This is a genomic window from Yokenella regensburgei, assembly GCF_051486985.1.
Lineage (GTDB): Bacteria > Pseudomonadota > Gammaproteobacteria > Enterobacterales > Enterobacteriaceae > CBFFRJ01.
Window position 1 is genome coordinate 19,324 of sequence record NZ_JAHVDV010000023.1, and the last position, 21,398, is coordinate 40,721.

A 21,398-nucleotide genomic window follows, 5' to 3' on the forward strand; every position below is an offset into this window, starting at 1 on the left:
TTTCCTCTGGAACACATATCCACCACGACGCTGATCGTCACCCTGATCATCATGGTGGTGATCTCGGCCTACTTCTCCGGTTCCGAAACCGGCATGATGACCATCAACCGTTACCGCCTGCGCCACCTGGCAAAGCAGGGACACCGCAGCGCGCGTCGGGTTGAGAAGTTACTGCGCAAGCCTGATCGCCTGATTAGCCTCGTGTTAATTGGCAATAACCTGGTCAATATTCTCGCCTCGGCGCTGGGTACCATAGTTGGCATGCGCCTGTACGGTAACGCCGGGGTGGCGATTGCCACCGGTGTGCTGACCTTTGTGGTTCTGGTGTTTGCCGAGGTTTTGCCGAAAACCATCGCGGCGCTCTATCCTGAAAAAGTGGCCTTCCCCAGCAGCGTACTACTCGTCCCTTTACAAATCCTCATGATGCCGCTGGTCTGGCTGTTGAACAGTGTGACCCGGATATTGATGCGCATGGTCGGCATTAAAGCTGATGTCGTTATCAGTAGTGCGCTCAGTAAAGACGAGCTGCGTACTATCGTGAACGAATCGCGCTCGCAGATTTCCCGCCGTAACCAGGACATGCTGCTGTCGATTCTCGATCTGGAAAAGGTCAGCGTGAATGACATCATGGTGCCCCGCAGTGAAATCCTCGGGATCGACATTAACGACGACTGGAAGTCGATTGTTCGCCAGCTTACCCACTCTCCTCATGGCCGCATTGTGCTTTATCGTGGCTCGCTGGATGACACCATCAGTATGCTGCGTGTCCGCGAAGCCTACCGTCTGATGACGGAGAAAAAGGAGTTCACTAAAGAGGTTATGCTGCGTGCGGCAGATGAGATTTACTACGTGCCAGAAGGGACACCCCTCAGCGTACAACTGGTAAAATTCCAGCGTAATAAAAAGAAAGTTGGCCTGGTGGTCGACGAATACGGGGATGTTCAGGGGCTGATTACGGTTGAGGATATTCTGGAAGAGATAGTCGGTGATTTTACCACCTCTATGTCCCCTTCTCTTGCCGAAGAGGTGACACCGCAAAACGACGGTTCCGTGATCATTGACGGTAGCGCCAACGTGCGCGAACTGAACAAAGCCTTTAACTGGATATTGCCGGAAGCTGAAGCCAGGACAATCAACGGAATGTTACTGGAAGCCCTCGAAGAGATACCGGCAGCCGGAACGCGAGTGCGCATTGAGCAGTATGATATTGATATCCTTGATGTACAGGACAATATGATTAAGCAGGTGCGGGTGATTCCGGTCAAACCAATTCGTGACAGCGTGACGGACCGGTAGGCGGGAAGAATAAGGGCCGGGGAAGCGTAAACGTCACCGGCCCTGAGAAGACGCTTAGGCCTTAGCTTTGGCGACGGTCACCATCGCAGCACGAATAGTGCGGCCGTTCAGCGTAAAGCCTTTTTGCATAACACCCAGCACGTTTCCTGCAGCAACGTCCTCAGATTCCACCATCGCAATGGCCTGATGTACGTTCGGATCCAGCGGAACGTTGGTTTCTGCAATGACTTCCACACCGAATTTTTTTACAACATCCAGCATGGATTTCAGCGTCAACTCAATGCCTTCGACCATCGAGGCCATGTCGGCATTGTCTTTGTCCGCCACTTCCAGCGCACGCTCAAGACTGTCGATAACCGGCAGCAGCTCGTTGACAAACTTCTCCAGCGCGAATTTATGCGCTTTCTCAACGTCAAGCTCAGTACGACGACGCAGGTTTTCCATTTCGGCTTTAATACGCAGAACACCATCGCGTTCGCGATTCTGCGCTTCAACCAGTTGCGCTTCGAGGTCGGCAATCTTCTCATCGCGCGGATCCACCTGCTCAGCAGAAGCGTCTGATTCAACTGCCTCAACTTCCTCATGCTGTTCCATGATAATTTCTTCCGGGGCTTGCCCGTCAGGCGTTTTCTGTTCTTTACTACTCATGAATTTCTCCGCGTTTTTTTCGCATTCATCTCGCTAACTTCGCTTATTATGGGGATCTGTTTCCGGGTTTCAAGGGAACGCGGCACATTGTCATCATTCATTTGGCACAAGGACCACCAGAAAATGGCTCAACATTTCAAGTGTATTGGTATTGTCGGTCACCCGCGCCATCCAACGGCACTGACCACACATGAAATGCTCTATCGATGGCTCTGTGCAAAAGGGTATGAGGTCATTGTGGAACAGCAGATTGCGCAGGAGTTGAAGCTTACCTCCGTGCGCACCGGAACGCTGGCGGAGATTGGTCAACAGGCCGATCTTGCTGTGGTTGTCGGTGGCGATGGAAATATGTTGGGGGCAGCACGCACGCTGGCTCGTTATGACATCAAAGTGATCGGTATCAACCGCGGTAACCTGGGTTTTTTGACCGACCTTGATCCGGATAATGCGCAGCAACAACTGGCCGATGTCCTTGAAGGGCATTATCTTGCCGAGCAACGTTTTCTGCTGGAAGTCCAGGTCTGCCAACAGGATTGCCAGAAGCGCATCAGTACAGCCATTAATGAAGTTGTGCTCCACCCAGGAAAAGTGGCGCATATGATTGAATTTGAAGTTTATATCGACGAAATCTTCGCCTTTTCTCAACGTTCAGATGGCCTGATTATCTCAACCCCTACCGGCTCGACAGCCTATTCTCTCTCTGCGGGCGGTCCTATTCTCACCCCCTCACTGGACGCCATTACCCTGGTGCCGATGTTCCCGCATACCCTGACGGCACGCCCGCTGGTTATCAACAGCAGCAGCACCATTCGTTTACGCTTCTCGCACCGGCGCAGCGACCTTGAGGTGAGTTGCGACAGTCAGATTGCGTTACCTATCCAGGAAGGGGAAGATGTGCTGATCCGCCGCTGCGATTACCATCTCAATCTCATACACCCTAAAGACTACAGTTATTTCAACACATTAAGCTCTAAGCTGGGTTGGTCAAAAAAATTATTCTGAAACCGGGTACAGGGCTTTACTGTATATAAAACCAGTCATATACTGTATTTAAATACAGTTATGGTTTTTCATACAGGAAAGCAACCATGTTGGCACAACTGACCATTAGCAACTTTGCGATTGTTCGTGAGCTTGAGATCGATTTCCAGAGCGGAATGACCGCTATTACTGGTGAAACCGGCGCAGGTAAATCCATCGCTATCGACGCGCTTGGCCTCTGCCTGGGTGGTCGTGCTGAAGCCGACATGGTGCGTGCGGGTGCCGCCCGCGCCGACCTCTGTGCTCGCTTTGCATTAAAAGATACCCCCGCAGCCCAACGCTGGCTGGAAGCTAATCAGCTTGAAGACGGACGTGAGTGTTTACTTCGTCGCGTGATCAGCAGTGACGGCCGCTCACGCGGCTTTATTAACGGCACTGCGGTTCCTCTCTCTCAACTTCGCGAACTGGGTCAGCTGTTGATTCAGATTCACGGGCAGCATGCGCACCAGTTACTGGTGAAAGCAGAACATCAGAAGGCCCTGCTGGATGGTTACGCCGGTGAGTATGCGCTTACGCAACAAATGACCAGCCACTACCGACTCTGGCATCAGAGCTGCCGTGAGCTGGCGCAGCACCAGCAGTTAAGTCAGGAGCGTGCCGCGCGCGCAGAGCTGCTGCAATATCAGCTTAAAGAACTTAACGAATTTAACCCCCAGGCGGGTGAATTTGAACAGATCGATGAGGAGTATAAGCGCCTTGCGAATAGCGGGCAGTTACTCAGCACCAGCCAGCATGCACTTAACCTGCTGGCAGATGGCGAAGAGGCTAATCTGCAAAGCCAGCTTTATACTGCCCGTCAGTTGGTGAGCGAACTGACCGTCATGGATGCGGGTCTCTCTGATGTGCTTACCATGCTGGAAGAAGCGGCCATTCAACTTAGCGAAGCCAGTGATGAATTGCGTCACTACTGCGATCGTCTGGACCTCGACCCGAACCGTCTGTATGAACTCGAACAACGTCTTTCAAAGCAGATTTCGCTGGCACGTAAACATCATGTCAGCCCGGAAGCGCTGCCGCAGTTCCACCAGTCCCTGCTGGATGAGCAGCAACAGCTCGACGATCAGGCTGATTCCCAGGAGACGCTGAAGCTCGCCGTGGATAAACATCACCAGCAGGCACTGGAGAGTGCTCGCCTGCTCCATACACAGCGCAAAACCTATGCCGAAGAACTGGGCCAGCTGATTACCGAAAGTATGCATATGCTTTCCATGCCGCACGGCGTCTTCGTGATTGATGTTAGCTTTGATGAACACGCTTTGACTGCCGAAGGCGCAGACCGCATTGAGTTTCGGGTCACGACCAACCCCGGTCAGCCGTTGCAGGCCATCTCGAAAGTGGCTTCAGGTGGCGAACTGTCCCGTATTGCACTGGCGATTCAGGTTATTACTGCACGAAAAATGGAAACGCCAGCGCTGATTTTCGATGAAGTTGACGTGGGGATCAGTGGGCCAACCGCAGCCGTGGTGGGTAAGCTGCTCCGCCAGCTTGGAGAGTCAACCCAGGTCATGTGCGTCACCCACCTGCCGCAGGTGGCAGGCTGTGGTCATCACCACTTCGTTGTCAGCAAAGAAACCGATGGCGCCATGACGGAAACCCATATGCAGCCGCTGGATAAACGCGCTCGCCTTCAGGAGCTGGCTCGTCTGCTGGGCGGTAGTGAGGTCACGCGAAATACGCTGGCAAATGCGAAAGAGCTGCTTGCTGCCTAAACTTTTTGGCACAAACAGGGTCAGAGTTCAGGATAATTTCGCCGCAGGACCAGGTAGCAAAGGTTTCAAACTGGCTAAAGGTCTATTATTATCGGCACATTACAAATGAGCTACGTACTGTTCGGGCCCGAAAAGGAATCAAATCATTATGCGTTGTAAAATGCTGACTGCTGCCGCAGCGGTTCTACTGATGTTGACCGCAGGCTGCTCCACTCTGGAGCGAGTGGTATACCGCCCTGATATCAATCAGGGAAACTACCTGACCCCGAATGACGTTTCTAAAATTCGCGTCGGGATGACGCAACAGCAGGTTGCTTACGCACTGGGCACGCCGATGATGACCGACCCGTTCGGCAGCAATACCTGGTTCTATGTTTTCCGCCAGCAACCTGGCCATGAAAATGCCACCCAACAGACGCTGACCCTGACCTTTAACAGCAGCAGCGTGCTAACAAACATTGATAACAAACCTGCACTGACAAAAGAGTAATCTCAGAACATCGAATGGCGCCCCCGGGCGCCATTTTCATTTCAGGGAGAGAATTAATGTCCGTACCGCAGAGCAGGGCCGCGTTGCTGGAGGCGATGGAAAAATCCGCCGCTGCGTTACGTAAGAAACTCGACCGCATTCCAGCGCAGGTTGCCTTCACCCCTTGTCTGGAAGGGCACGCAGCAGGCACAACAATAAGTCCCGCCTCTCTGGTCAGCTACCTCATTGGCTGGGGCGAGCAGGTGCTTTACTGGCATCATCAGGAAGCCTCAGGCAGTGAGATTGATTTTCCGGCGACAGGATTTAAATGGAATGAGCTGGGCAAACTGGCGCAAAAATATTATGCCGATTATGCCCATATTCAAGCGTGGGCGGCGCTGCTCGCCAGGCTTGAAGAGACTCAGCGGCAGTTGCGCCATCTGGTAGAGGCCTTTAGTGATGAAGCGCTTTACCATCAGCCCTGGTACGGGAAGTGGACGCGAGGACGAATGATTCAGTTCAACAGCGTCTCACCCTGTAAAAATGCCAGTGCGCGGCTGAACCCACTGCTTAAAAAATTAGCCTCGTCCCCCCCGGACTATTTCTTAGCCGACTGCTCCGCGCGCTGACGGCGCAGCTCTTTCGGGTCCGCAATCAGCGGGCGGTAGATCTCAACGCGGTCGCCATCGCCTACCCTGTCATGCAGTTTGGCCGGGCGACTGTAAATCCCGACCTTGTTTTTGGTTAAATCGATATCCGCACGCAGCTCCAGCAGGCCTGAGGCCACAATCGCCTGCTCAATAGTCGCCCCCTCCTCCAGGGTTACCCGTTGCAGATACTGCTTTTCAGGTAACGCGTATGCGACTTCAACAACGATTTTACCCGGCACTGTAGACCTCTTTGGCACGGTGAGTAAATGCCTGCACCATGTTAGCGGCCAGCTCTTTAAATATGCTGCCAAACGCCAGTTCGATAAGTTTGTTGGTAAATTCGAAATCCAGGCTGAACTCAATACGGCAGGCATCCGCACTGAGCGGAACAAACTTCCAGCCACCCATTAATTTTTTGAACGGTCCATCAACCAGATGCATCAGAATGGTCTGGTTAGCCGTAAGGGTATTCCGGGTGGTAAAGGTTTTACTGATCCCCGCTTTCGAGACATCCACCGCCGCCGTCATTTGCGTCGGGCCGGATTCCAGTACCCGACTGCCCGTACAGCCAGGGAGAAACTCCGGATAGGATTTCACATCATTGACCAGTTGGTACATTTGCTCCGCGCTGTAAGGCACCAGCGCAGTCCGGCTAATCTGTGGCATAACATTTCCTGCGATCACACAATCCTTAAATAATAACATTTCCCATAGATGAAAGGAAAACGCTATGCCGGAACTCGTGCTAAGATGACACGTTGAACCTCACAGGATGCAATGAGGTCTTTTTTTGGATATCAGATTACAAATGGCTTCACGACACTTATGACGAAGAAAAAAGTACACAAACCCGGTTCCGCTACCATCGCGATGAATAAACGCGCCCGCCATGAATATTTCATTGAAGAAGAGTTTGAAGCAGGACTCTCTTTACAGGGCTGGGAAGTGAAATCCCTGCGCGCAGGTAAAGCAAACATTGGCGACAGTTATGTGATCCTGAAAGACGGGGAAGCGTACCTGTTTGGCGCCAACTTCACCCCGCTGGCCGTGGCTTCAAGTCACTATGTCTGCGACCCGACCCGTACCCGCAAGCTGCTACTTAACCAACGCGAGCTCGACTCCCTTTACGGTCGTATTAACCGCGAAGGCTATACCATTCTTGCTCTCTCGCTGTACTGGAAGAATGCCTGGTGCAAAGTCAAAATCGGCGTGGCGAAAGGTAAGAAACAGCATGACAAGCGCTCCGACCTTAAAGAGCGTGAATGGCAACTGGATAAAGCCCGCATCATGAAAAACGCGGGCCGTTAAACCCGGCGTCAACCGGACGCTTAACGCAAGCGTCCGGGCCTATTCCCCTTTTCCGGCAACTACCGTTCTCGCAGCGCCTCGTTGACCTTGTTCAGCGGTTTAATCAAATAATCGAGCACCGATTTCTGTCCGGTTTTGATCTCTACGTTCGCGACCATCCCCGGTAAAATCGGGAAGCGCTTCCCGCTTTTATTCTCCAGCTCCGCGCTTTTAGTCCGTACATAGACGCGATAGTAAAACTGATCGCGCCGGACCTCATCCTGCAACGTATCCGGTGACACAATCTCTACGGTACCTTTGAGATCGCCATAGATCGACGAGTCATAGGCCGTCACTTTAACGGTGGCCGGCAGCCCTGGTCTGATATAGGCAATATCTCGCGGGTTGATCCTTGTCTCCACCAGCAGTTGATCTTCCAGCGGCACGATCTCCATCAGCTTGCCACCCGGTTGTAACACACCCCCGACGGTCGTCACCTGAATATCTTTGACAATCCCGCGTACGGGCGAGGAGAGGGTTGCCCTGTCAACCTGGTCGGCCTTACCGGCAAGCACCTGCAACTGAGCATCCAGATCGGCATTATTTTTCACCTGTTCTTCGCGCGCACGCACCGCATACTGGTTACGCGCTTCGTCGATTTTGCCCTTCAGTTCCGAGGCCTGACGCTGTAGACGAATGACTTCAACATCGCTGGCCGCCCCTCTCGCCACCAGCGGTTGAGTCATTTTAAGCTCAGCGTTCACCAGCTTCAGCGCCTGCTGGAGGTTCGCCACCGTCTCATCCAGGTTACGCCTGCGGGATTCATATAGCTGACGCTCGCGGGCCACCAGATCGGGTTCGCGTAGTGATTCAGCGCTGAAACGCAAAGGCTCACCGGTCAGCTCTGAGCGCAGACGCTCACTCGACGCACGCAGGGTTCGCGCACGGGCGGCGGCTTCACCGTAATTGGACTGAAAGCGGGTAGGATCGAGGCGGGCCAGCATCTGCCCACGCTCAACAATATCGCCCTCTTTCACCATCAGCGCACTGACGATCCCACCGTCCAGGCTCTCAATCACCTGCGCATGCGTTGAAGGGGTAATTTTTCCCGTCCCGACCGTCACCTCATCAAGGATGGCCCAGGCCGCCCAGGCCACAAACAGCACCATCGCAATCAGCGTCAGCCAGATAACCGATGAGTAAAATCGCCCCTGGCGCGCCAGGTCTTCCTGCATAGTCAGTTGACTCATCCGCGGCTCCTCAGGCGACCGACGCCACGTTGCTGTTACGCGCTGCCTGTTGCAGCAGCGAATCCCGTGGCCCGTCCGCCACCACCTTGCCGTTTTCCATTACCACGATACGATCCACCAGATTCAGCAGTGCCGGGCGATGGGTGACCAGCACCAGCGTGCGTCCAGTGAGCCACTGCTGAAGCTGGCGAATCACCCAGCTTTCCAGTTGCTCATCCATCGAGGCCGTCGGTTCATCCAGCAGAACAATTTGCGGATTGCGCACAATCAGGCGGCTCAGCAACACCATCTGGCGCTGACCACCGGAGAGCCCGCGCCCCCCTTCATTGATAAGACGATCGAGGCTGGCCGCATCCTGTTGGATCATGCCAATCGCCCCGCTGATTCGTAACGCCTGAATCAGCTCAGCTTCAGTGGCATGCGGATGGCCCAGCATCAGGTTCTGGCGCAACGTGCCAAAAAATAGCCTTGAATCCTGAGACAAATAGCCCACCTGGCGGCGGACATCGACGGGATCGATATGCGCCATGTCGACGCCATCAATAATAATTTTCCCCTTACTGGCCTGCGCCTGCCCGGAGAGTAATTTCAGCAAGGTGGATTTGCCCGCGCCGGTTTTACCCAGAATAGCCACACGCTCACCCGGTTTAATTTCCAGTTCACCGAGTTGCAGTGCCTGGTCACCTTTTTCCACATCGTAGCTGTACTGCACCTGCTGCACCTGGTAGTGGCCTGCCAGCACCGGGCAGTGGGCCATTTTTTTATCGGCTTCTTTATCCAGGGGCTTTTTCAGCAAATCGTTCAGCCCCGTCATGGCCATTTTGGCATGCTGCCAGCGCGAGAAGACCATGGTGAGCTGCATCAGTGGTGCAATGGTACGTGACGAGAGCAGGCTACAGGCCACCAGCGTACCGGTGGTAATAGCGCCATCCAGCACCAGAAAAGTGCCATAGACCAACATGCCAGCGTAAGTAATTTGCTGCACGGTCGAGGCCCAGCCGCTCAGGCGGGCGCCCCAGACGCGCTGTTTCATGCCAATGTTCGCCCCCACCGAATGGGTATGCTCCCACTGGCGCTGGAAATAGGGTTCCGCCTGCAGAGCTTTAATGTCCTCCACCCCTTCAATGGACTCCACCAGTACCGCATTACGGATCGCACTCTCACGCATCCCCTCTTTGGCGAGCTTCGCCATCGGCCATTGCACCAGCAGCCCTGGAATCACGATCAGTGGAATCGCTATTAAGGGGATAATGACCAGCGGCCCGCCCACCAGCGCCATAATGGCAAGAAACAGCAACACGAAGGGAATGTCCATCGCCGCCCCCACCGTGGTGGAGGTCAGTAATTCACGTACCTGATCGATTTCACGTAGTTGGGAGATAAAGGATCCGGTGGATTTAGGCCGCGCATCATTTTTAATGGCCAGCGCACGGGCGAAGAACAACGACGACACTTTCAGATCGATGTGCTTACCCATAATGTCCGAAACATGGGTACGGGCCAGACGGATGAAAAACTCAAACGCCGCCGCCAGCAGCACACCAAAAAAGAGTACCCACAAGGTGGGGAAAGATTGCGCAGGGATAACGCGGTCATAGACCTGCATGGAGAAGAGGATCCCGCCCAGCGCCAGCACGTTACTGGTGACTGACGCCAGCGCAATCTCCGAGAGCTTACGTCCGGTATGGCGAAAATGACGCCAGAACCAGTGTGCTTCCCAGGGTCGCGTAAAATCGTCCACCCGTGAATCCCGTCCACGCGCCGCAATGCCCAGCATCACGGCTTCCGGTTTCACGCGGGTAAGGAGCGTCTCCAGCGGCTCTTCCCGCACCAGGTCACCGCCGTTGCTGAGCCAGTAACTGGCAAGCCCGTCGGCATCCAGCGCTTCAATCAACAACAGCTCACCCGTCTCAAGCTGTAAGATGACGGGCAGATTATGGGCGCTCCAGCGCAGCTTCTCCACCGGGAGCAAACGAACCTGAAGCCCCATCAATCCGCTGAGTCGTTCCAGGCGGCCGCTTAAAGGAAGCGTTTCAAACCAACGCATTTGCTGACGAACAGCGGGGGCATCCGCAGGCAGGCCAAAGCGCCCCGCCGCACGGACCATCACGTTAATCCAGCTTTCGGTATCCGGCTCTTGCATGACATCTCCTGCGCGGTAAGCGCTTAAAGCGTGGGCAGGTCATCGCCCACGGTACGACTGCGCTCAATGCCCAGCATATCGAGTAAATTGTCGGCGGCCCCCGCATAGCGGACGGCGGCGTCCCAGGCGTCGTAGCGGGCGACAATCGCCGAACTTTCAGCCTGGAAAACATCTTGTTCAATACTGAGAAGATCGTTGAGGCTGCGCTTACTCAGACGGTACTCGTCCCGGTAGACACCCCGGGCGCGGTTGGCGCTACGCATTTGCGCTTCCCCCGCCTCCTGGCGTTGCTGTGCGCCGGTCAAATCGGCCCAGGCCGTTGCCGCACGCTGGTTAATGTCCAGTTTGCTGGCTTCCACCGCCGCCTGGGTGCTGGCGCGATCGCCTTCTGCCGCATCTACCCGCGCACTCACCGCCCCCCCCTGGTAAATCGGCGCATCGACCACCAGTTGCACCTGATCGTCCCAGTAACTACTGTTCTCGTTTTCATAGCGTGTTCTGCCCGCCTGAACGGAGACCGTCGGCCAGTGCTGTGCCTGTGCCTGTCGGATACGCTCTTGTGCCGCCAGCTGCTTAGCCTGCGCGCTACGGACCGCGTAGTTCTGCTCATAAGGGAGGGACTGGAGGGTGATCTTCTGCTGCATCAGTGAATCAGGCAGATCGGGAAGTGAATCAGACACCACGCCGGTGAGCACACTGAGCGCCGCCTGCGCGGTGCGCATCTGGGCTTCATAGGTAGCAAGCGTGGCATTCAACCCGGCAATACGTGACTGGGCCTGAAGCCCGTCAGACTGCGAACTTAAGCCAGCGCCGGCACGCAAGTCAGCCATCTCCTGCACGCCCTGAAGCGACACAATATTATTGCGCGCCGCCTGGGCCAGTGCCTGATAGCGTTTAACCTGCAGATAAGATTGCAGAGTCTGCATGCCCACTTCATTCAGAGTGTGGTAGAGATCGTACCGGTACGCATCGGACAAATTATGCTGCTCATCGATACTGCCGCCGGTTTTGCCAAAATCATATAACAACTGCTTTAAGGTCACGCCCCCGGAGCCGTTATTATTCAGCGAACCGGCAGAGTCTGTACGGTGCGATCGCCCGACATTCCCCTGCAGAGAAACCTGAGGAAACCAGGCGCTTTGCGCCTCTTCCAGATTGGCCTTCCCGACGCGGATTTGTGCTGATGCCTGCGCAATTTTGGGGTTTCTGGCGAAGGCACGCAGGATCGCCTCTTTGATGGTCAGTTGCGCCTGAAGCTGTTCGCTCGGCGCCGCCTGCCAACGGTACTGCGGTTGTGTTTCTCCATAGACGGGGAGCGCGCTTATCCCCGGCACCACCAATAGCAACAAACTCATGACCTTCTTTTTCATGTTCCACCTTTGGGTTGCCCGTGGTGATATTTTGCTGTTCAGGCCTCGTCCCTGAGGCCACTGCCTTTTTACACCATATTGACGTGCAGGCCGTGCTGAATCAGGACATCGCCGAGGGTATTGGTCTGCGAGCTGTTGTGATAAACGTCGAACTGCACGCCATCCACATCTCGCTGACCGCTGACCGCCCAGACATCGTTACTACCGTGTTTGAGATTCACCTGGTCACCCGTCGTCCCCTTGATGACCAGATCGTCTTCAGGTTTATCCGTCATCGTTAAGGCTTCGTGAACATCCAGCGTCACGCTATTGGTCCCGGACTTACCGAGATCGATAATTTCGATATGCTGTACCTTCGTCGAGGCCTCAATCAGATTGAGGATGATGTTTGCGCCATCCAGTACCAGGGTATCGGTTCCCGCGCCACCGTCGATCAGCGCAAAGCCCAGCGTTGAAAGATGGATGGTGTCATTACCCGTATTCCCCAGAACACTGTCACCACTCAGTTGCGTGCCGTCAGCGTAATCAATGGTGACGCCGCCGATCGTGTACTCTTCCGTTGTGGTGGTACTTTCACTGCTGGTTGTTGTGGTCGTAGCTGCCGCCGTGGTGCTGGCCGCGTGCACCGTTGAGGTCTCAGCACTGTCCGTTGAGGCATGCGAATCCGACGATTCCACCGCACTGGCCGCCAGGAGAGAGAAACTGGCTGCCTCAGCAGACAAGGTGGAAACCGGTGGGTTGGTGTTCGCATTGCCGCCACCTAAGCCCACGTTCAGATATGTCATGTTGCCTGCTGTATCCGATGCCGAGAGATGCACTACCGTCGAGAGCGACAGAATTTTCAGCAGATCAACGCCCAGTAAAACCTGCGTTGACCAACTGCCATCCGCTGCCGTTTTGGCGGTTGCGGTCACGGTGTTCAACAAGTTGAGATAAACAGTCGATCCTGCTTCAAGATTAGCCGAAGTCCCGGAAAGCGTGAGCAATTTTGGTGAAAGTAACGAGCCGACCAGACTTAATAGCCCCGTCAGACTGAGCGGCGTCAGCGCCAGCGTCGGCTGAGTGAACTTAACGCCAATATCCGTTTCGGTCGCCGTGGTATTTCCGACACGATCGGTGACTGCAACACCAATCTTCGCCGAACCGCTGGTCAGGCTTTGCAGAATGTTGGTGCTCACCGCCGTTGACCATGTTCCATCAGCAGCGACGGTCGCGTTAAGCTGGACGCCACCCACCGTGACGACCACCTTCGCCCCGCTCGCCACCCCGTTGATTTTGCCGGTGATAAGCTGACCGGATGCCGCTTCAGCAATGTTGAGCAGTCCATCACCAAACAGCGGGTTCAGGGTCACGGTTGGCAGCGCATGGGAGATAACATCCAGGATGCCGCTGGTCGTTGCGACGTTTCCGGCGGCATTCGTCACCGAAACGCTGACGGCCGGCTGGCCATCCGCTAACTGGCCGAGATCGGCTTTCGGCACCGTCACACTCCAGCTTCCGTCCGCGGCAACGGTCGCGTTGTAGCTTTTTGCACCCAGCGATACGGTCAACAGCGATCCCACGGCATTCAGGCTGACACCCGAGATCTTCTGGTCGACGCTCAGATCCGCGACGCTCAAACCGCCATCACCAAACAGCGAGGTGATTGCCACAGTTGGCGCCGCCTGAATTGCCACACTGGCAGACTGGCTGGTGGAGGCAACGTTGCCGGCTACGTCTCTTGCCGTAGCGCTGACCTGCAAAATGTTGGTTCCGTCCTGCAAGCCTTGCAGCGAAAGGGCAGGTATCGGCAATTGCCAGGCTCCGTTTGCCCCCACCGTGGCGGTCAGGGTAAGCGGCCCGACTTTGACATCAATCAGCGTACCCACCGCCAGATTGGTACTGGTCCCCGACAGTATCGGGTTAGTCAGCAGATCGGACAGGTCAAGGATCCCGTTACCAAACAGCGTCCCCAGACCAATGGTCGGCACCGCCTGAACGATGGTATTCACCACCTGACTACCGGTCACCACGTTACCCACGGCATCCGTCACACTGGCGGTCACCTTCAGCGAACCGTCCGCAATAGAGGCCAGCGCCCCGGCTGAAAGCTGGAGTGACCAGGTACCATTGTTGATGGTCGCCTGATACGGCGTCGTTCCAACGGTCACGTTGACCGTGCCGCTGGTCAGGCCCGTCACCGTCCCGGAGATGGTTTGCGCAAGCCCGGTTTCCGCTTTGTTCAGCCAGCCATCATTACCGAACAGGGAGGTGACGGCGACCGTCGGCAGGTTGCTCAACCCAATACTCACGTTCGCGCTGGCGGCCGTGGTCGAAGTATTACCGTCCGGGGTGGTGATTTTCACCTGCGGGGTGAAGGTCCCATCCGCCAGGCCGGCAAGTCCCGAAGGTGTCAGATTAATGGTGAAGGTGCCGTTTGCCGCCACAAGGCCGGTAAACACTTTCGCGCCGATCTGTACTTCGACGGTAGACCCCAGCGGGGCGTTGTTCACCACGCCCGTAATGGTCTGATTAACCAGAGAATCGGCCACGCTCAGTAAGCCATCGCCAAAGGCCACTACATTACTGACAACGGGCGCCAGCAGATCAAGTTTGATCTGCCCGGTCTGCGACGCCGGGTTACCATACTGGTCAGTGGCCGTCACGGTCACCGCAAGGTTTCCATTGCCCAGAGCCTGCAACGCACCGGTAATGGCGCTTAAATCCAGTGACCACTTCCCGGTTCCGTCAACATTGGTGGTGAAGGCCTGAATATTCCCTATCTGTACGGTCAGCGTGCGTCCGGCAAGCCCCGTGGTGGTGCCGCCAATCAGGGCATTCGCCAGCTCAGGAATGCTCAGCGTACCATCGGTAAAGAGCGGGCTTAAGGTAATGCTTGGCAGAACGTTACTGGCCACGGTAATACTGGCATTGCTATTGACCACGTTGCCATATTTGTCCGTGACGGCAATGCCCACCGAGGCCTGACCATCCGGCAGAGTACTGAGAATAGATGACGGTAAGGTCGCGACCCAGCGTCCCGTGCCATCCCCCAGCGACGTGACGGCGGCAGTCACCGCACGGCCACCGAAGTTGACCACCACGCTTGTGATATCGGCCAGATTACTGACCGTCCCGGAAATGACCTGATCGACCGTGCTCTCTGCCCGGTTAATCACGTTGTCTACCGCGGCCAGCACATTGCCTACCACCGGCAGATCGCTCAGTGCCAGGTTGAAATCGATGGTTTCATACCTGGTATTCCCGTTGGCATCGACCACCTTCACTTCCGCAGTCAGGGTCTGATTGATCAGCCCCTGCCAGATGGACGGCGGTAACTGGAAGGAATAGGAGCCATCTGCCCCCACCAGCAGATCGTTAATCGTCAGGTTCGCGCCAGCGATATTCAGCGAAACTTTCGCGCCGCGATAATCCCCGTTCACCCGCCCGGTCAGCGTTTGAGTGACCAGTGACTCCGCAACGTTCAGGATGCCATCGTTAAAGACCTGATCGATCAGGACACCCAGCCCTTTGTTGAGGGCAACGTTGAGGGAGACCTTGTTGGTCGAGACGTTACCGGCGCTATCCGTGGAGGTGACACTGACCACCTGGGCGCCATCGGTGAGGCTGTTCAGGTTGAGCTCCGGGAAGCGATAATTCCAGTTCCCGTTCTGATCGACCGTAGTAGTCCAGCTTAGCGGTCCCAGGGTGATGGTAACCGAGTTACCCGCTTCCCCCTGCCCTTGCACCAACAAGCCGCCCACCGCATTGACCGTTGTGAGTACGGCCGGGACGCTGAGCGTATCTACCGTCAGCAGCGGTGAGGCTGTATCAATGGTGAACGTCTGTTGTTGCGTCGTCGCGTTACCTGCCGCGTCGCTGATGGTGGCGTTAATGGTGTAAGAGGCGCCGTTCAGTGCTGCCATATCGGCCTGCGGCACCTGAACCGCCCAGCTTCCGCCGGTAACCAGCCCATAGTAGGTTTTGCCGTTCAGCGTCACCGTCACCAGGCTACCGTTTTGATCCGAGGTACCGGTAATGGTCTGCGCAATGGCTTTCTCATCACCGTTAATCACGTTATCGCCCGTGAACTGCGCCAGGGTCAGCGCCGGTGGAATACGATCAACGGTAAAGGTCTGTGAGGCCACTGGCGTCGCAGGCTGGCTGACGCTCGCCGCCGTGATGGTGTATGTCCCATCAGGAATTGCGCTCTGCGCAAGTCCGTAATTCCAGGTTCCATCCGGGCCAACCGTAACCGTGGTCAGGACCGTGCTTGTGCCGCCCTCAGGCGTTAACGACAAAGTAATCAGTTGCCCGGCCAGATTGGCACTGGCACGCCCGCTGACCGGAACCTCACCGTTAACAATTTCCGTTGCGTTCACCAGGTTGTTACCGGTGACCTGATCAAGAATGACTGCATAAGTCGGGGGCGTCAGGTTGATAGTCAACGGGGTAACGTTTGTGGCGCTACCGGTATTATTGGCTTTATCGATCCCCTGCACGGATATGGCACCCGCCTGCAGCGTTGCCATATCCGCGGGCGAAAGCTGCAATGACCAACTGCCGTTGGCCTGCACCGTCGCGTCCCGCACCAGCGGTCCGTTAGAAGACGGGAAGGTCACCCGAACAATATCGCCGGTTTGCAGATTGGTGGATGTGCCTCCGATGGTCTGCGAGGTCTCGCTTTCCAGATAGGTCAGTTGTCCGTCTCCGGCAAACTGGGTCGTTACGGTAACCGTCGGTTGCGTCAGAATAATATTGACTGGCGTGGTGGTGGTGTTGCTGTTGAGCGCCCCATCCGTCACCGTGACGGCGAGGGTCTGCTGCCCACGTTCGGGGATCTGCGCCCATTCGGCAGCGGTCAAATCCAGCGTCCACGTATTACCGATCACATTCGCTGCGAAAGTCTGGCTGCCAATTTTCACATTCACCGTCGCCCCGGTCGGGTATGACGAGTTAAAGGTCCCGCTCAGTGAGGTGAGACTTTGTGATTCAGCAAGGTTCACATAACCATCGGCAAAGACCGGAGTGGTGATGGCCACGGTCGGTGGGGTAAAGGCCAGAGTAAAGTCTTCAGTGTGGGTACCGGTGTTACCGTACTGATCTTCAGCGGTAATGATGATCGCATGAGGTACCGCAGGATCCAGCGACTGCAACGAACCCGCAGGCAGATTCACCGTCCAGGTGCCGTTTGCGACGCTGGCGGTATAAATGATGCCGCCCACGTCAATCTGTACGGTCACATACTCATTACCGACAACACCCGTTCCCGTCGAGCCCGTCAGCGTTAACGGACCCGCGGCTTCGGTGAGGTTGAGGATGTTATCGGTGAAGAGGTTGGTCGCCGTCGGTTCTGGCAGGTCGGTGTGGATGCCTACGGTCGTCGTTAAGGTTGGACTCTCGTTACCCGCGCGATCCGTAATGGTGACCGTCAGGTCTGGGGTGGCCCCCTCAGCGAGTCCCGTGAAGGCGGCCTGCGGGATGGTCACCGACCACTCCCCGGTGCTCTGCACAGTTTGGGTATAAGGTACGCCGTTAAAGACCACGGTCACCGTCTGCCCTGCCGTTGCCACGCCCGTGTTGCCGGTTATCACCTGGTCGGTTGCCGCTTCGGCGTTATTCAGGGCACCATCCACAAACGGTGTGTTAAAGGTCGCCACCGGCAGACTATGAATCTGCACTTCAAAATTGCTCTGCCCGGTAATCTGGTTGCCCGCTTTATCAATCACCGTCACGTTGACCGTCGTCGTACCATCCGGCAGGGCGGCCAGCGCAGCAGGTGAGAGCGGTAATTGCCAGGTACCATCAACGGGATTAATGACCGCCTGTACCGCCGTACCGTTATTCAGGGTCACCATCACTCTGTCGATGTTAGCCACCGGCGTGTTCAGCGCCCCCGTGAGGGTTTGCGTGACGCCCGACTCTGCCACATTCAGGAAGCCATCGGTAAACGGTGTGGCAAGCGCCGGCGCCGTCAACGGATCGGTCAGCACGGTTATCGTGTTCGCCGGGGATGAGGTGGCGGTGTTACCCGCACGGTCACCCACGGTCACCGTCATGGAGTGGGTTCCATCAGTCAGCCCCTGGAGTAAGGCGGTATCCAGCACTACCGACCAGTTCCCGTTCACATCCACGGTGCCGAACACATCCTGGTTACCGTCAAAGGTGATTTTCACCGTTTGCCCGGCGCCTGGCTGACCGGTGGAGCCTGTCAGTTGGGCAGTGGCACCCGCTTCCGCCTGGCCGATAAAATTGTCGCCAAAAAGAATCCCCGGTAAGGTTGCCGTAGGTTGAGCCAGTACTACATCCAGAACCGACGTGGCGGTAGCCGGGTTGTTCCATTCATCTGCTGCGCTGACGGTCACCGCCAGTTGCCCACTGGTTGTGAGCTGGTTAGGGGGAATCCCCACCGTCCAGATGCCGTCGGCCACACTGCCGGTGAAGGTTTGTGTGCCGATGGTCAGAGTGACAACCGTGCCATTCGCAAGCCCAGTTGCGTTACCGCCAATGAGGGTGGTATCGCCCGCTTCCGCGAGGCTCACGATGTTGTCGTTGTACATCGCATTCAGCGTCAGGGTTGGTACGGCGGCAGGATCGGTGTGGACATCAACATTGATGATTTGCTCGCTGCGGTTTCCCTGGGCATCCGTTGAGTGGAAGACCAGCGTGCCCGGCCCTTGATCCAGAGCTTGCAGCTCTGCAGCCGGGATCGTCATGCTCCAGGTCCCGTTATTGCCTACGGACGTGGCAATGGTTTTTCCATTAATGTCCAGGATAACCGTTTGACCTGCGAGACCCGTCCCGGTAACCGTTCTGTCGATGCTGGCCTCAGCAATGTTAATAATCTCATCAGCAAGGATCGTGCCTGCAACAATCACCGTCAGCCCCGGCCCGGTCGTATCCACCGAGACATTGTGGGAAGCATTGGCGCTATTCTGTGCAGCATCCTGCGCCGTTGCGGTTATCGCGTAGGCGGGATTAACAAGGGTCGAATCAGAGAGTGCCTGCACATCGGCCTGCGGCACCGTCACTTTCCAGTTGCCACTGCCATCAACGGTCGCCGTATAGGTTTTGGCATTGAAGGTCAGGGTAATGACTGTACCGGCCGCCAGTCGGGTTGACGTACCGGTGATATCCAGCGCCGCGTTATGCTCCTGCGCGTTAATCACGTCATCCTGCGCGACAGTATTAATCGTCAGGGTCGGCTGTGACGCCGCATGGGTGACAAAATTCACGCTCTGGCTGCTGGTTGCTACGTTGCCGGCGAGATCGGTCACGCTAACCGAAATGACCTGGGCGCCATCCGGTACGGCGGCGACTTCATTCTGCGGAATACTCACCGACCAGACACCGTTCAGAACGGTAGCCGTGTAGTTTTGCCCGTTCAGTGTGATGGTCACAGTCTGGTTGTTTTCAACAAGGATCGCCGTGCCGCTTATCGTCAATGCGCTCAGGGATTCCTGCGTATTCACGTAGTTATCACTGGAGACGGTGTTAACCGTTATCTGTGGCGCACCCGCAGGAGAAGCATCCAGTATGAAGCTGGTATTGATGGTATTGCTGTTGCCCGCCGCATCCGTAATTGAAGCCTGAACAGCGACCGGTCCATCCGGCACACCGGCGAGCGCCCCCGCTGGCAGCGTGATACTCCAGGTACCATTGGGTTGCAGAGTTGCATCATAATTCTGACCATTAACCAGTACCTTGACCGTTTGAGCATGCAGCGGATCGTAGGTCCCGGTGCCGGAAATACTCAATGCTCCTGCCGCTTCTACCGTGTTAACGATGTTGTCACTGGTGACGGCGTTCATACCCAGATTGGGTGTCTGAGTATCTATTGATAGCGGGGTGGTTACCGTGTTCTGGTTGCCCGCCGCATCGGTCACGGTGACCGTTATGGTGTGATTACCCTGCGTAAGCGCGCCAAGCTGTGTGGAAGTGACAGGCGCACTCCAGTTACCGTTCGCGTCCACCGTGGCGGTAATGGGTGTGCCGGAATCGAGCGTGACGGTGACCGTCTGACCGCTGCCTTTACTGCCAGTAACACCGCTTAATACGCCACCTGCCGCCGCTTCAGCGGCGTTCACTATTCCATCCGTAAACGGCGTGTTTACTACCGGCTGCGGCAACTGGTGAGTAATGATAGTGAACGACCGCTCCCCGGAAACGGGCAGATTATCAACATCGCGAGCCGAGACGGTCAGCGTCGCGGTACCATCCGCAATCGCCGCTGCGTCAGCCTGCGATATCGTCAACTGCCAGTTGCCGCTGCTGTTAATCTGGGTGGTGTACTGTTTGCCATTCAGGGTGACGGTGACGGTCGCCCCTTCTGCGAGACGTGCGGAGATACCACTGATGGTCAGGCCATCCTGAATATCCGCTGCGCTGATTTTGTCATCAGACTCGACCGGACTGATTGCAATCGCGCTGGCGTTGGTATTGACGCTAAAATTGACGTTCTGGGTTGGCGACGCATTACCCGCGGTGTCCGTCACCGTAACAGACACCGGATAGTTGCCGTTCGTCAGCCCTGCCAGATCGCTTGCGCTGACCGGAACCGACCAGCTACCGTCAGCCGCCACCACCCCCGTTAATGTTTGGCCGTTAATAGTGACGCTGACTTGCGCCCCCGGATCGGCTGGAACAGTTCTACCGGTCAGGTTAAAGCCACTGTTTAACTCGGCGATATCCAGTTGATTGTCACGAGTGACAGGGTCCACGACCAGGTTAGGCGCGGTGGTATCGAGCGTCAGGGTATGAGAAACCGTAGTGGTATTGCCTGCATTATCCGTCGCCGTCACGGTGATGGCGCTCGCTCCGTTTGGCAACGCAGCCAGGGCAGTTCCCGGTATCGCTGCCTGCCATACCCCCGCATTCAGCGTGGCAGGATAATCCGTGCCATTGATGCGAACAATGACACTACTCGCATCGGTTGAGGCGTTAACACTTATCGTCTGCCCTGCCTGTACCTCGGCACCATTCAGTACGTCAGTACCGTTGATGGGCTGCACCGTGACGGTCGGCGGCACCTTATCTACGGTAAAGCTTACGTTGCCTGAAGACGGGTTACCTGCCACATCCCTGACCTCAACGCTGAGGGTACCCGGACCGGATGCCAGAGTGCTCAGCGCACCGGATGGGAGAGTGACAGACCAGATGCCATTAGTATTCACCACACCGATGTACTGTTGACCATTCAGCGTGGCAACCACCGTCTGCCCAGGCCCATTGACACCGGTTGTTCCGGTTAGCGTCTGGTTCTGGGTCGATTCCACCTGATTGACGATGCCATCGCCGAAGGGTTGATTAATCACTACCTGCGGCAGCGTGTTAATGATGACCGTAAAATCATGGCTGTCAGTGACGGTGCCGTTGACGGTGACGGATGAAGCAGTAATGGTGTTGAGACCATCAGAAAGCTGACCGAGATCGGCGGCAGGGATCGTGGTTTGCCATGCGCCGCCAGGCCCGACCGTGGCGGTATAGGTCTCACTGCCGAGGGTGACCGTAATGATTGCGCCTTCCGGCAACCCGGCACTGTTTCCGCGTACCACCA

The 21,398-nt window shown here is 56.1% G+C and carries 13 protein-coding genes; 6 read left to right on the forward strand and 7 right to left on the reverse strand.

Annotated features, from left to right (window positions below):
* Positions 1-6 precede the first annotated feature (6 nt).
* Complete coding sequence (locus KXR87_RS15995) at positions 7-1,296, forward strand: HlyC/CorC family transporter (protein ID WP_437433252.1); 1,290 nt, start codon at positions 7-9, stop codon at positions 1,294-1,296.
* Positions 1,297-1,350: 54 nt separating this feature from the next.
* On the opposite strand, the gene grpE is transcribed toward KXR87_RS15995, so the two are convergent.
* Complete coding sequence (grpE, locus tag KXR87_RS16000) at positions 1,351-1,944, reverse strand: nucleotide exchange factor GrpE (RefSeq protein WP_437433202.1); 594 nt, start codon at positions 1,942-1,944, stop codon at positions 1,351-1,353.
* A 123-nt stretch (positions 1,945-2,067) separates the two neighbouring features.
* Here grpE and nadK point away from each other — a divergent pair, with 123 nt between their 5' ends.
* The 4 genes from nadK (at position 2,068) to KXR87_RS16020 (ending at position 5,792) form a co-directional block, all read left to right on the forward strand.
* Positions 2,068-2,946: an NAD(+) kinase gene (nadK, locus tag KXR87_RS16005; protein ID WP_437433203.1), complete on the forward strand. Its 879-nt coding sequence runs from the start codon at positions 2,068-2,070 to the stop codon at positions 2,944-2,946.
* Between the two features lie 86 nt (positions 2,947-3,032).
* Entirely contained in the window at positions 3,033-4,694 is a 1,662-nt protein-coding gene (gene recN, locus KXR87_RS16010; RefSeq protein ID WP_437433204.1) for a DNA repair protein RecN, read from the forward strand.
* A 148-nt stretch (positions 4,695-4,842) separates the two neighbouring features.
* Complete coding sequence (bamE, locus tag KXR87_RS16015; protein ID WP_437433205.1) at positions 4,843-5,184, forward strand: outer membrane protein assembly factor BamE; 342 nt, start codon at positions 4,843-4,845, stop codon at positions 5,182-5,184.
* 56 nt (positions 5,185-5,240) lie between these two features.
* Positions 5,241-5,792 carry a ClbS/DfsB family four-helix bundle protein gene (locus KXR87_RS16020; RefSeq protein WP_437433206.1) on the forward strand — a complete coding sequence of 184 codons (552 nt, stop codon included), beginning with the start codon at positions 5,241-5,243 and terminating at the stop codon, positions 5,790-5,792.
* Here KXR87_RS16020 and KXR87_RS16025 read toward each other — a convergent pair.
* Complete coding sequence (locus KXR87_RS16025) at positions 5,762-6,052, reverse strand: RnfH family protein (RefSeq protein WP_437433207.1); 291 nt, start codon at positions 6,050-6,052, stop codon at positions 5,762-5,764. The genes KXR87_RS16020 and KXR87_RS16025 overlap by 31 nt on opposite strands.
* Positions 6,042-6,479 carry a type II toxin-antitoxin system RatA family toxin gene (locus KXR87_RS16030; RefSeq protein WP_437433208.1) on the reverse strand — a complete coding sequence of 146 codons (438 nt, stop codon included), beginning with the start codon at positions 6,477-6,479 and terminating at the stop codon, positions 6,042-6,044. The genes KXR87_RS16025 and KXR87_RS16030 overlap by 11 nt, the downstream gene beginning before the upstream one ends.
* 159 nt (positions 6,480-6,638) lie before the next feature.
* Between KXR87_RS16030 and smpB the strand changes: the two genes are divergently transcribed.
* Positions 6,639-7,121, forward strand: coding sequence for an SsrA-binding protein SmpB (gene smpB, locus KXR87_RS16035; protein WP_437433209.1), 483 nt, complete (start codon positions 6,639-6,641; stop codon positions 7,119-7,121).
* Between the two features lie 59 nt (positions 7,122-7,180).
* Here the strand turns inward: smpB and KXR87_RS16040 are convergent, their stop codons facing one another.
* The 4 genes from KXR87_RS16040 to KXR87_RS16055 form a co-directional block, all read right to left on the reverse strand.
* Positions 7,181-8,350: an HlyD family efflux transporter periplasmic adaptor subunit gene (locus tag KXR87_RS16040; RefSeq protein WP_437433210.1), complete on the reverse strand. Its 1,170-nt coding sequence runs from the start codon at positions 8,348-8,350 to the stop codon at positions 7,181-7,183.
* A 10-nt stretch (positions 8,351-8,360) separates the two neighbouring features.
* Complete coding sequence (locus KXR87_RS16045; RefSeq protein WP_437433211.1) at positions 8,361-10,493, reverse strand: type I secretion system permease/ATPase; 2,133 nt, start codon at positions 10,491-10,493, stop codon at positions 8,361-8,363.
* Between the two features lie 23 nt (positions 10,494-10,516).
* Positions 10,517-11,863, reverse strand: coding sequence for a TolC family outer membrane protein (locus tag KXR87_RS16050; protein ID WP_437433212.1), 1,347 nt, complete (start codon positions 11,861-11,863; stop codon positions 10,517-10,519).
* A gap of 68 nt (positions 11,864-11,931) precedes the next feature.
* On the reverse strand, positions 11,932-21,396 hold the full coding sequence (locus KXR87_RS16055) for a beta strand repeat-containing protein (protein WP_437433213.1): 9,465 nt from the start codon (positions 21,394-21,396) through the stop codon (positions 11,932-11,934).
* Between the last annotated feature and the right edge of the window lie 2 nt (positions 21,397-21,398).